The 12,644-nt window shown below is 48.8% G+C and carries 9 protein-coding genes; 3 read left to right on the plus strand and 6 right to left on the minus strand.

What is annotated here, in order from left to right:
- Positions 1 to 138: 138 nt before the first annotated feature.
- The 6 genes from AC58QG_RS07345 to AC58QG_RS07370 all read right to left on the minus strand — a co-directional run bounded on the left by AC58QG_RS07345 (position 139) and on the right by AC58QG_RS07370 (position 9,910).
- Positions 139 to 555, minus strand: coding sequence for a PaaI family thioesterase (locus tag AC58QG_RS07345; protein WP_497361437.1), 417 nt, complete (start codon positions 553 to 555; stop codon positions 139 to 141).
- A gap of 54 nt (positions 556 to 609) precedes the next feature.
- Positions 610 to 2,280 carry a long-chain-fatty-acid--CoA ligase gene (locus AC58QG_RS07350; protein ID WP_497361438.1) on the minus strand — a complete coding sequence of 557 codons (1,671 nt, stop codon included), beginning with the start codon at positions 2,278 to 2,280 and terminating at the stop codon, positions 610 to 612.
- Positions 2,281 to 2,317: 37 nt separating this feature from the next.
- Positions 2,318 to 4,090, minus strand: a complete 1,773-nt coding sequence (locus tag AC58QG_RS07355; protein WP_497361439.1) for an acyl-CoA dehydrogenase FadE — start codon at positions 4,088 to 4,090, stop codon at positions 2,318 to 2,320.
- Between the two features lie 65 nt (positions 4,091 to 4,155).
- Positions 4,156 to 5,343 carry an acetyl-CoA C-acyltransferase gene (locus AC58QG_RS07360; RefSeq protein WP_497361440.1) on the minus strand — a complete coding sequence of 396 codons (1,188 nt, stop codon included), beginning with the start codon at positions 5,341 to 5,343 and terminating at the stop codon, positions 4,156 to 4,158.
- Positions 5,344 to 5,462: 119 nt separating this feature from the next.
- Positions 5,463 to 7,856, minus strand: coding sequence for a 3-hydroxyacyl-CoA dehydrogenase/enoyl-CoA hydratase family protein (locus AC58QG_RS07365; protein ID WP_497361441.1), 2,394 nt, complete (start codon positions 7,854 to 7,856; stop codon positions 5,463 to 5,465).
- A gap of 11 nt (positions 7,857 to 7,867) precedes the next feature.
- Positions 7,868 to 9,910: a (Fe-S)-binding protein gene (locus AC58QG_RS07370; RefSeq protein WP_497361442.1), complete on the minus strand. Its 2,043-nt coding sequence runs from the start codon at positions 9,908 to 9,910 to the stop codon at positions 7,868 to 7,870.
- A 298-nt stretch (positions 9,911 to 10,208) separates the two neighbouring features.
- Here AC58QG_RS07370 and fadR point away from each other — a divergent pair, with 298 nt between their 5' ends.
- The 3 genes from fadR to AC58QG_RS07385 all read left to right on the plus strand — a co-directional run bounded on the left by fadR (position 10,209) and on the right by AC58QG_RS07385 (position 12,643).
- The gene (gene fadR / locus AC58QG_RS07375) at positions 10,209 to 10,796 is read left to right on the plus strand and encodes a fatty acid metabolism transcriptional regulator FadR (protein ID WP_497361443.1); all 588 of its coding nucleotides are present in this window, start codon (positions 10,209 to 10,211) and stop codon (positions 10,794 to 10,796) included.
- Positions 10,797 to 10,860: 64 nt separating this feature from the next.
- Positions 10,861 to 11,625 (plus strand): electron transfer flavoprotein subunit beta/FixA family protein, encoded by a 765-nt coding sequence (locus tag AC58QG_RS07380; RefSeq protein WP_497361444.1) that lies wholly within the window; start codon positions 10,861 to 10,863, stop codon positions 11,623 to 11,625.
- Positions 11,626 to 11,659: 34 nt separating this feature from the next.
- Positions 11,660 to 12,643 carry an electron transfer flavoprotein subunit alpha/FixB family protein gene (locus AC58QG_RS07385; protein WP_497361445.1) on the plus strand — a complete coding sequence of 328 codons (984 nt, stop codon included), beginning with the start codon at positions 11,660 to 11,662 and terminating at the stop codon, positions 12,641 to 12,643.
- The last annotated feature ends 1 nt before the right edge of the window (position 12,644 follow it).

A 12,644-nucleotide genomic window follows, 5' to 3' on the forward strand; every position in this document is an offset into this window, starting at 1 on the left:
TGACATCGAATACAATTTTATGAAATTTTCATGAAAATTATCATTTTTATGTAATATTATATGACATCAAATATAGAAAAGAACCTCCATGACCACTATCCTCGTGGTAATGAAGGCTCCTTATGCTGAAGCTTTCGTCTAAATCACACGAAACGACCCTGTCGCAATCGTCCCCAAATTACCCTCGCTGTCCTCAACACGACCTTGTGCTGTAATCATTTTACGTGATTGATGGACAAGCTCCGCTGTCACAAGCAGTCTTCCAGCATAGAGGGGCGACACAAAATGAACATTCAAGTTTGTTGTCACAACCTTCTCTTCTGGCCTCGCTATCATCGCAATAATTCCCATAGCTGTATCCAACAACGAAGATGTGACGCCGCCATGAACCATCCCTATCGGATTCAAATGATGCGGTTTCGCATCCAAAGCGATCGTTATGACGCCGTCCTTCAGATCTACAAATTCACAACCCAGATAGCCCCAGAAGGTGGGCTCCGCTGCTGCGGCGAGCTGCTGCAATCTTCTTATTATACGATCATTTCCATCATCCATTGGACTCCCTCCTTCTTTGTAAGGGCTGCCCCTACGCATGATAGCAAAGCTATTTTACTGCTTCACTTCTTCCTCTAGTAATTGCCGCCGGAGCACTTTGCCAATCATCGTTTTCGGCAAAGACTGCCGAAATTCTACTTTACGAGGTACTTTATATGCAGCCAATCGTTCTCTGCACCAAACATCGAGCTCTTTCTCCGTGAGCGTCATCCCTTCTCTCAGTACGATAAACGCTTTCACGGTTTCCCCTCGGTATTCGTCCGGAACGCCCGCTACAGCCGCTTCTAGAATCGCTGGATGCTCATAGAGAACTTCTTCAATATCGCGCGGATAAATATTAAAGCCACCTGCAATGATTAAATCCTTCTTCCGGTCAACGATCGAGAAGAAACCATCCTCATCCATGCGCCCCATGTCCCCGGTGTATAGCCAGCCATCTTTGATCGTCTTAGCCGTTTCTTGCTCACGCTTCCAATAGCCCTTCATAATTTGAGGGCCTTTGATAATAATTTCTCCGATTTCACCTATCGGCATTTCTTCGCCAGAGTCAGAATCCACTACTTTCGTAACTGTATCTGGAAAAGGAACGCCAATGGACCCTATTTTACGAAATCCCCAAATGGGATTGGAATGCGTGACGGGAGAAGCCTCTGTCAGGCCATAGCCTTCAATTAATCTACCTCCGGTCAATGCTTCAAATCGCTCTTGAACCTCCAAAGGCAGTGGCGCTGAACCGCTTACACAAACATTAATTGAAGAAATATCAACTTCCTTCACCCGTTTATGATTGATTAACGCTACATACATGGTAGGCGCACCTGGAAAAATGGTAGGTTTTAATTTGTGAATCGTATCTAAAATCATATCAATATCGAATTTTGGGATGAGGATTAACATCCCTGCCCGAAACATAGCTTGATTCAGCAAAACAGTCAAACCAAAGACATGAAAGCAAGGAATGGCCCCTAAGAAACGATCTCCGCCAGGCTGTACTTGATAGCACCAATGACTCGTCTGATACGTATTGGCGATTAAGTTAGTGTGTGTCAGCATGACACCCTTAGACAGACCCGTTGTTCCCCCCGTGTATTGGAGCAATGCGATATCTTCATCGGCATTGACATCCACACAAATCGGCGAAGCAGAAGCAGCGCGAAGTAATTTCTTAAATGCATAAACACCATCACCATAGGTGACATCTAGCTTGGCGCCATCCTTTTTCATTTTAATCGGATATAACAGATTCTTTGGAAATGGTAAATAGTCCTTAATCGACGTCACGATCACATTGCGAAGAAATGTCCTTGATTTCGCTTTCTGGACGCGATCGAACAACAGATCCAACGTCACAATGACGACAGCTTCTGAATCAGAGAGCTGATGAATCAGCTCTCTCTCCACATAGAGCGGATTCGTCATCACGACAATCCCGCCCATCATCAAAGTTCCGAAGTACGCAATGATGGCGGACGGACAATTCGGCAGCATAATCGATACCCGTTCCCCTGGACGCACCCCAAGATCCATTAACACGTGAGCAAATTGATAAGACGCATGAAGCAATTCGCGATACGTTAGCTTTTTACCCAAGAAATACAAGGCAGGCCGTTCGGGAAATTGATTTGCAGAATCAACCAACAGACGTGCTAGATTATGTTTCGGGTACTCGTAAGTCGGCGCCACTTCCGATGGATAATGACGCAGCCAAGGCTTTGTCTCCCTCATACAAAACCATCCCCTTCAGGTTCTTGACACCCCAGACTCATCCGATGAACTTCTCACCCTGAATTACACGTGCGGCGATGTCGCGCTTCAACCCCACAGTATTGACACTGCTGCGTCTAGACAGTTTCTTGAGTATGGAAAGTTGAGTCCGAAGCACATCTCCTTCTTCCATCGTACTGAGCGCTTCTTTCGCATATGCCTCAATTTTGTCAAAAGCCTCATGAATAAATACCGTCGTAAGCTGAATGGCATTGGTCGCCTTCGTTTCACCAAGCTTGTGAATGAGCTTTTGGGTCCGTAATAGCCCGCTTTCCGCTGCAAAAATTTGAATCATGATATCCGCAAGGTTACTCAAAACTTCCTGATTTTTCTCAAGCGCCATGCCATATTTCTGAACGGCAAGCCCGCCAACCATGAGGAAGACCTTTTTGGCCATCGCCACCAAATGAGCTTCTTCCGCCAAAGTGCCTTCAAATGTTTGGCCTGGCATATAGGCAAGCAATTCACCTTGCAGTTCTTGCGCCTTTTGTAGCAAAGGTAGTTCACCTTTCATCGCTTTCTTCACCAATGTACCTGGAATAAGCAAACGATTAATTTCATTCGTTCCTTCGAAAATACGATTAATCCGCGAGTCGCGATAAATCCGTTCTACTTTATATTCTTGAATGAAGCCGTAACCACCGTGAATTTGTAATCCTTCATCCGCAACAAAGTCTAAAACTTCCGAAGCAAATACCTTATTGATCGAGCACTCTAGCGCATATTCAGAAATACCTTTCGCCGAAATCTTGCCTGCCTCTGGACTCGAATGGTCAATATCCTTAAGGATCGTATCGAATAAACCTGTCGTCCTGTACACCATACTCTCTAGGATATACGTTTGAATATTCATCTCTGCCAGTTTTTTGCCAATTAGTGGGAATCGCGAAATCGGGGTCTGGAATTGCTGCCGCGTATTCGCATATTTCACTGCAAGCTCAATGGTTTCTTTGGATGCACCTAGACAACCCACAGCCAATTTGTAACGACCGATGTTCAGAATATTAAAAGCGATGAGATGGCCTTTGCCGATTTCTCCGAGCAGGTTTTCTACAGGCACTTTCACATCTTCGAAAAATAAGGGACGCGTAGATGAGCCTTTAATCCCCATTTTCTTTTCTTCAGGTCCCATCGTAAAGCCAGGATCACCCTTTTCTACGATAAATGCCGTGAAGTCCGTTCCATTAATCTTCGCATAGACGATGAAAATATCTGCGAAGCCGGCGTTGGTAATATACAGCTTGGAGCCGTTTAAGAGGTAGTGCTTTCCGTCTTCGGAAAGGCGAGCCGTTGTTTTGGCGCCAAGCGCATCCGATCCAGAAGTCGGCTCTGTTAAGCAATAGGCAGCAATTTTCGCCCCAGTCGCTAAATCAGGCAGATACTTTTTCTTCTGCTCCGGTGTACCGAAGAACACAATGGGCAGCGTTCCAATGCCGACATGTGCGCCAATGGATAAGGCAAACGATGAGGCACGCGCTAAGTTCTCGCTTATGATCGTGGAACTAACTTTATCCAACCCAAGTCCGCCATAGATTTCTGGCACATCCGCCCCCAGCAACCCAAGGTCACCTGCACTGCGCATGAGCTTAACGGTCAAATCATAATCCAGCTTTTCTAGATGCTCATCATTTGGCATGACTTCCCCATTCACGTAGTCACGCGTTGTTTCCGCAATCATGCGATGCTCTTCCGTGAAATCCTCCGGTGTTACGATAGAATGAAAATCAAGATCCAATATCACAAAGCTTCCGCCAACGACTTTGTTCGTCATGAGTCAACTCTCCTTTAAATGTGGATGCTGAAAATGAAATTGATGATAGCTACAATGAATGATTCCTATTCCGCTGCATGAACTTGAAAAACACCAGCCGCTCCCATTCCGCCGCCGATACACATCGACACAACTCCATACCCACCGCCTCGGCGCTGCAGTTCATAAATTAAACTCGTTGAAAGCTTTGCACCTGTACAGCCAAGTGGATGACCCAGTGCAATCGCTCCCCCATTTACATTGACCTTCTCCTCATCAATTCCCAGTTCGCGAACGATATGAACGCACTGCGAAGCGAAAGCTTCATTAATCTCAAAGAGATCGACTTGATCTTGGGAAATACCAGCCATCTTCAACGCCTTCGGGATCGCTTTGACGGGGCCAACGCCCATGATTTCCGGCTCCACACCGGAAAGCGCGAAGGACAGGAACGTCGCCATCGGCTTCAGACCGAGCGCTTCCGCGCGCTCACGGCTCATCAGCACGGCCGCCGCTGCGCCGTCCGACGTCTGTGACGCGTTGCCCGCCGTCACAGAACCCCCCAAGCTGAACGCAGGCTTCAGCTTGCCTAAGGTCTCCACGGATGTATCAGGGCGAACGCCCTCATCCGTGGCAAACACGTACTCACGAACGTAGGCTTTGCCTCGTTCGTCTACGCCCTTCACGCTCGTGCTCACCGGCACGATCTCATCGGTGAAGCGGCCGGCTGCGATGGCCGCCGCTGCCTTCTGATGGCTGCGCGTTGCGAAGCCATCCTGCGCTTCGCGCGAGATGCCGAAGCGCGTTGCGACGGCTTCGGCCGTATGCCCCATGCCCATGTAGACCTCGGGCATGGTCTCGACCAGCCGCGGATGCGGCGAGAGCTTGAAGCCCGTCATCGGGACGTGGCTCATGCTCTCAACGCCTCCGGCGATGATCACCTCGGCGTGGCCGAGCATGATGCGCTCCGCCGCATAAGCGATGGCTTGCAAGCCGGAGGAACAGAAGCGATTGACCGTGATCGCCGGCACGGTCACGGGAAAGCCCGCATACAGCGACATCGTGCGGGCGAAGTTCAGCCCTTGCTCGCCTTCGGGCATCGCACACCCGATAATGATGTCCTCGACATCCCCTTTGTGGAGTCCGGGTACGCGCCGTACCGCCTCTTCGAGTACGGCTTTGCCTAGATCTTCCGCGCGTGTTTGCGCGAAACTCCCTTTTTTCGCCCGCCCAACAGCGGTGCGTGTTATAGAAACAATGACGGCTTCCTTCATCGAACTCACCTCATTAGAATAATTGGGTATAAATCCCATACAACACATCAGAATATCCGTATATTTATCTGGAAAGCTTGCGCTTCTACCGTCTCTCCTAGCTCAACACTGCCAACAAGCTAGTTCCTCAAAGCCTTACCCTTCGAGAGCATAAACTGCATCCGCTGCTGCGTCTTGAGCTCACCGCATAGACTCAAGAAAGCCTCGCGTTCCAAATCCAGCATGTATTGCTCCGATACTAGCGTCCCAGCAGGTACATTGCCTCCCGCCAATACATGTGCAAGTTTATTCGCGATCAGCTGGTCATGCGCACTGATGTACCCGCCTTGGCGCATGGTGTAGGCGCCGACCTGCATTACCGCCTTTCCGTTCTCGCCCACGACACGGATTTTCTCTTGCGCTGGCGGTGTATAGCCAGACGCATCCATCCGAAGCACCGCTTGCTTCGCCTCATAAATCCGATGATCTGTTTTGACCACAACGGAATCTTGCGCTCGCATATAGCCGAGACGTTTCGTATCATGGCCGCTTGTGGATACCTTCGCCATAGCCACCGTCTCAAACGCTGCATTGATCCACGGCTGCAGATCAACCTCCGGATCTCTCACTTGCTGACTGGCCAGCAGCGCCAGCTCTTTGCAGCCGCCTCCGGCTGGAATAAGCCCAACACCCGTCTCAACGAGTCCATAATACGTTTCGGCCGAGAAAATCGTCTGGTCCGCCGGCATACAGGCCTCTACGCCACCACCGAGCGTCATTTTATGCGGAGCAGCGACGACCGGTTTATCCAGTCTTTTCAGCTTCAACATCGCGTTCTGGAATAACCGAATGATGCCATCCACTTCATCCCACTCGCCGTCCTGCGCTTCCATCAATAGCAGCATCAGATTTGCGCCAACGCAGAAGTTTTTACCTTCATTGGCCACAACAAGTCCCCTATAATTACTACGTACCTCATCAACACTCTGCTGAATCATCGTGAGAATATCCGCCCCAATGGCATTGTTCGGTGAATTGAACTCCAAGCAAGCTACGTCATCGCCGATATCAATTAAACTTGCACCGCTATTCGAGCGGATGACTTTGTTTTGCTGCTTGAGCGCCGCAAGCGAAATGATCTCAGGTTTGGACTCTACCTCGCCGAGCTCCTGATTTAATATGGCAAAGATTCGACCCTCTTTGCGCTCATAGAAGCTGTCATGCCCGGCTGCAATCCACGATTTTACCCATTCAGGCACCGTGCTGCCTTCTGCTTCCATGCGTTCTACCGAACGTTTCAAGCCAATCGCATCCCACGTCTCAAAAGGTCCCAACTCCCAGTTAAAGCCCCACTTGAGTGCATTATCAATGTCGACAATGTTGTCTGCGATTTCATCTCGTTTCTCAGCCGCATATAGAAGAACAGGCTTCAAAATGTTCCACGCCAGCTCCGAGTACCGATCCTTCGCACCCAACAAGGCTTTAATCTTAGCGACAGTCCCCTTCGCTTGTTTCGAAGCTTCTAAGGATGCTGAGTTGATTTTACGACCTGCCGAGTATTCCATTGTCTCTAAATTCAATGCTTGAATTTCCTTGCTTTCAGCCGTTTTCACTTTCTTATAAAAACCTTGACCTTGCTTCTCGCCGATCCACCCTTTGGCTACCATCTCTTTCAAAATAGCAGGCGTATCGAAGACATCCTTCTCAATTGGATCCGTCACAAGATCAAACACATTGTTCGCCACATGTACAAACGTATCGAGACCAACGAGATCCAGTGTGCGGAAGGTCGCGCTTTTCGGCCGCCCCATGGCAGGTCCTGTAACCGCATCTACCTCTTCAACCGTATAGCCTTTGGACAGCATTTCTCTTAAAGTAATCAACAAACCGTAAGTACCAATCCGATTACTTATAAAATTAGGTGTATCTTTCGCTTGCACAACGCCTTTTCCAAGCTTTTTCTCACAAAAATCACTCATAAACGATATGATTGCAGGATCCGTCTGTTCATTCGGAATAATTTCCAGTAATTTCATATAGCGCGGAGGATTAAAGAAATGAGTCCCTAGGAAATGTTTCTTGAATGCAGCTCCAGCGTTCTCCACCATGGCATTGATGGAAATCCCTGACGTATTCGACGAAACGATCGTACCAGGCTTCCACACCTTTTCAATCCGAGAAATCAGCTCTTGTTTGGCCTGCAAATTTTCGATAATGACTTCAACAATCCAATCTACTTGGCTCAATTTCGCCCAATCGTCCTCGATATTCCCCGGAGTGATACGCGAGGCAAAAGCTTCGCTATACAAGGGTGCTGGGTTTGTTTTCGCAAGCTTCTCTAAGGCACTCACTGCAAAGCGATTCCGCACTTTAGGATGATCGAGCGTAAGACCTGCTGCTTCCTCTTGTGGCGTTAGCTGCTCTGGTACACGATCAAGCAACAAAACAGGAATACCTACATTGGCTAAATGCGCAGCAATACCGGAACCCATTACACCCGAACCGATTACCGCTGCCGTACGAATAGTTGTCATGAGATCATCTCCTAAAAGTTTTTCGATAGACCAAACACCGATTGTGCAAGAATTTCCGCGATATCTCGCGCTTTTACCTGATCCTCTACTTCTTTCAGCTTCGTGCCATCCTCCACCATCGTCAAACAATACGGACACGCCGAGGAGATCACCGTTGGCTTGACGCTCAGCAGCTGCTCCGTACGCGCCACATTCACACGTGTACCCGCTGTTTCCTCCATCCACATCATACCTCCGCCCGCTCCACAGCACATGCTGTTCTCACGAGATCGCGCTTGTTCCACAAGTTCCACGCCTGGAATCGCCCGCAACACATTACGGGGCTCCTCATACACCTCGTTATAACGACCTAAGTAACAAGAATCGTGGTACGTTATGCGTTCATTGACCTCGTATTGCGGAGTCAAGCGTCCCTCTTTTACCCACAAATCCAACAATTCTGTATGATGAAATACCTCGGCGGTTAAGCCAAATTCCGGATACTCATTTTTGAACGTGTGGTACGTGTGCGGGCATGTCGTAACGATCTTTGTGACTTTATACTTTTGAAAAGTAGCGATATTGTCCGCACATAGCTGTTGGAACAAGAATTCATTCCCCATCCGACGCGGCGTGTCTCCCGAATTTTTCTCCTCGTTTCCTAATATGGCAAAAGAGATACCAGCCTCCTTCATTAATTTCACGAATGCATGCGTTATTTTGCGGCTGCGATTATCATAGGCACCCATTGATCCTAAGAAGAACAGATACTCAAATGTCGGATTTTCCTTGACCGTTCGCACCTCAAGAGCATCTTCTGGGTCAACCTCTTTGACCCATTTCACACGATCATTGCGGGAGATTCCCCACGGATTACCTTGTCTTTCGATATTTTGGAGCGCGCGCTGACCGTCATGCGGCATACTGCCTTGCGTCAGCACCAAGTGCCTGCGCATATCAATGATTTTATCCACATGCTCATTCGCTACTGGACATTGATCTTCACAGTTCCTACAGGTTGTACAAGCCCACAGCTCTTCCTCGGTGATCACACCGCCGATGAGTTCAACCTCAAGTGCATTCCCCTGCGATTCCGGCGCGAACACCATGGCAGGCACCCAAGGCGACTTCGAGGTTATGGCTGCGCCTTTCTCCGTCAAATGATCGCGCAGCTTCGTTATGAGATGCATCGGGGATAGCAGCTTACCTGTCGTATTAGCGGGACACACGCTCGTACAACGACCACATTCTACACAGGAGTAGAGATCCAGCATTTGCTTTTGCGTAAATTCCTCAATCTTGCCAACACCGAATGTCTCCGCATCTTCATCCTCCAAATTCAAGGACGCGAGCTTACCCGTCGGCTCCGTACGCCGAAGAAGTATGTTGATCGGAGCGGTAATAATGTGAAAATGCTTGGACTGCGGCACATAAATAAGAAAAGATAACAGAATCAGGAGATGCATCCACCAGCCTATATAGAATCCAACCGTTGCCGCTGAAGGTGTCATTCCTTCGAATAATGCTGCCCAAACCGATGTCAGAGGAGCGAAGCCTGAAGCTGGGAGACCCTCGCGTACACGTTCAAACCCACCGCTTATGACGACTGACAACATCAGGAACATGATAAAAAACACGACTATACTTGGCTTCCAGCCTCGCTTAAGGCGTTTAAGCTTTTCGATATAGCGCCGATAGGTCGCGTAGCCCATGGCCAACACGATCAACCCAACCGTTACTTCCTGCATGAGGGTGAAGTAGTCATAACCAGGGATAGGTAACCCTCGGTCAATTAATCCTTTTAAAATAAGGTCCAAGGCACCTAGCTGTAGAATAATGAAGCCATAAAAAATCACGATATGCATAATGCCGCTCTTTTTATCCTTCAATAACTTCGTCTGGCCAAACACTTGAACCGCAAACCCCTTGAGCCTTAAGCTAGCTTCCTTCTTTAAATCCACCGATTTCCCCAACTGGATATATAAATATCGGTGATACACAACCCGGCCGAACCCGTAGAGTGCCAAACCCGTAACCGCCAGAAAAAGGAGAAACTGAATCAGCGTACCGGTCATGTTGGACCCTCCTTTATTTAATTTGTTAACATGCTTTGGAACGTCGTTCCCTTATATCTCCACATTTTTTGTTAACGCTTACATTCATGAATCGCAAAAAAGCAAATTCCATTAGTCCCTTTTTAGATAAGAGTAGAAACCTGCTTCATTGTGAAGAGTAAGCCGACAAACCTCCCTACATGCTTGGTTAAGCGGAATAAGTCGTTGACAAGGCGTACTGCGTATTTTATGATGAAATTACGAAAATGAATGAGTATTCATTCACCGATATTTGTATTCTAACACCGAGGTGATCTCCTTGACAAGTGGCAAAAAACCAGACAAGTATTATGCGATTCTCGAAGGAGCTATGAAAGTATTTGCGGAAAACGGGTTTCATAAATCCCAAGTATCGCGCATTGCCAAAGAAGCCGGCGTCGCGGATGGCACCATTTATCTCTACTTCAAAAAGAAGGAGGATATCTTAACTAGTCTTTTTCAAGAGAAATTAGGCGAACTCGTTGAGAAATTCAACCTCGCTGTCCGTGAAAGCACGAGCGCGAAGGATGCGTTGCGCAAAATCTGTGAGATCCATTTTAGCGAGCTGGAAAACAACATTCATATGGCCTACCTCACACAAATTGAGCTTCGTCAAAGTGATTTGGAGCTTCGTAAAGAGATTGGTCTTGCCCTTAAGAGATATATTATCCTCATCGAAAATATATTAGAAAAAGGAAAGCACGACGGCAGCTTCCGATCCGATTTAGACGTTAAATTGGTAAGACTCCTCATTTTTGGAGGTATGGATGAAGTCGTTACCTCTTGGTTGATTTCTGGTCAGAAATATTCGTTAACCGCACAGGTTAGCCCTACGCTTGATTTTTTCTTGAGAGGCATTGAGACGTGAATATGGCTTCAAAGACCACCATTTAAAGTTCTTATTTCATGTATATTCAGGAGGGAGCTTGGCTATGGACATTTTTGTATTATTGAAGCAAACGTTTGATACAGAGGAGAAAATCGTCTTGCAAAATGGCGTCGTTCAAGAGGATGGCGCGAAGTTCGTTATTAATCCGTACGACGAATATGCCGTCGAGCAAGCCATTCAGCTTCGCGATGAACATGGCGGTAAAGTGACACTTCTATCGATCGGACCTGATCGCACGGCAGAAGCGCTTCGAACAGCCCTCGCGATGGGTGCTGACGAGGCTGTCTTGATTACCGATGACCGAATTTTGGGCGATGAATTTGAAATTGCTGAGATTTTGGCAGCGTATTTGCGAGACCAATCGGTCGACCTCTTGCTTGGCGGAAACTTCTCTGTCGATAACGGTGCAGGCCAAGTTGCGATACGTCTGGCTAATCTGCTTGGATTGCCTCATGTTGCTTCGATTACCAAGCTGGAAATTACAGGTGAAAAAGCGCTTGTTCACCGCGATGCCGAAGGCGATATCGAAGTGATCGAGGTGCCACTCCCTGCTCTATTTACAGCTCAACAAGGCTTGAATGAACCCAGATACCCCTCACTTCCTGGCATTATGAAAGCAAAAAAGAAACCTTTCCAGCATTTAACCCTTGATGATATTTCTGGCGCGGATGCCATTATTGCCAAAACGACACGACTGGCCTTATCCTTGCCGCCTGAACGCAAAGCGGGCCGCATTCTCAAAGGCGAGCTTACCCACCAAGTAACTGAACTCGTTCAAGCACTGCGTAACGAATCCAAAGTGATCTAACTATACCCATTAAGTGACTAGGGAGGCTATATCGATGGCTAAACAATTTCTTGTAGTTGCAGAAGCTCGCAGTGGCAAGCTTCGTCAAGTATCCTTTGAAGCCTTACGTTCAGCGCAGCTATCTGCTGCTGATGGTGATACCCTTGCTGCAGTTTTGCTCGGGGGTGCTGGCACGAAAGAATTAGCGGGTGAGCTGGCAGCTTATGGCGCAGGCACCGTCTATGTTGTTGAGCATTCGCAGCTAGAGAGCTACAGCTCGGAGTCGTATCTAAGTGCATTGCTGGCCGTGACCGCTGTTGCAGAGCCCAATGCACTGTATTTCGGCCACACGGCTATGGGCCGCGATCTCGCACCTTTGGCCGCGGCATCACTGTCCGCAGGCCAAATCTCCGACGTTACCGCCATCGAACGCAATGGCGATAACGTATGGTTCACGCGACCGCTTTACGCGGGCAAAGCCGTGGAAAAGAAAGCGTTTACCGACCCGGCTGCACCATGGGTCGTCACGGTAAGACCGAACAACATCGCGGCTGCCTCGCCTGACGCTTCGCGTCAAGCTGCAATCATCGATGTTGCCTACCCTGCTCCCTCCCTGCGCAGCATCATCCGGGAGGTCGTGAAAAAAACGTCCGGCGCCATCGACTTGGCTGAAGCCAAGATCGTCGTCTCCGGCGGTCGGGGCGTGCGCAGCGCCGATGGGTTCCAGCCGCTCGAAGAGCTGGCTGCCGTCTTAGGCGGCGCTGTTGGAGCTTCCCGCGGAGCCTGCGACGCGGGGTACTGCGAGTACGCGATGCAGATCGGCCAGACCGGCAAGGTCGTGACGCCGGAAATTTACATCGCGTGTGGCATTAGCGGCGCCATTCAACATTTGGCGGGGATGAGCTCTTCGCGCGTCATCATCGCCATCAACAAGGATGCGGAGGCGCCGATCTTTAAAGTCGCCGACTACGGCATCGTCGGCGATCTGTTCGAGGTCGTGCCGCTGCTGACCGAGGAGTTTAAGAAGCTGCTGGCATAAA

The organism is Paenibacillus sp. J22P169 (genome assembly GCF_059691995.1).

Bases quoted from the DNA above. Each gene is read 5' to 3' on its own strand.
- AC58QG_RS07345 (WP_497361437.1), bottom strand. From the start codon at position 555: ATGGATGATGGAAATGATCGTATAATAAGAAGATTGCAGCAGCTCGCC.
- AC58QG_RS07350 (WP_497361438.1), bottom strand. From the start codon at position 2,280: ATGAGGGAGACAAAGCCTTGGCTGCGTCATTATCCATCGGAAGTGGCG.
- AC58QG_RS07355 (WP_497361439.1), bottom strand. From the start codon at position 4,090: ATGACGAACAAAGTCGTTGGCGGAAGCTTTGTGATATTGGATCTTGAT.
- AC58QG_RS07360 (WP_497361440.1), bottom strand. From the start codon at position 5,343: ATGAAGGAAGCCGTCATTGTTTCTATAACACGCACCGCTGTTGGGCGG.
- AC58QG_RS07365 (WP_497361441.1), bottom strand. From the start codon at position 7,856: ATGACAACTATTCGTACGGCAGCGGTAATCGGTTCGGGTGTAATGGGT.
- AC58QG_RS07370 (WP_497361442.1), bottom strand. From the start codon at position 9,910: ATGACCGGTACGCTGATTCAGTTTCTCCTTTTTCTGGCGGTTACGGGT.
- AC58QG_RS07380 (WP_497361444.1), top strand. From the start codon at position 10,861: ATGGACATTTTTGTATTATTGAAGCAAACGTTTGATACAGAGGAGAAA.
- AC58QG_RS07385 (WP_497361445.1), top strand. From the start codon at position 11,660: ATGGCTAAACAATTTCTTGTAGTTGCAGAAGCTCGCAGTGGCAAGCTT.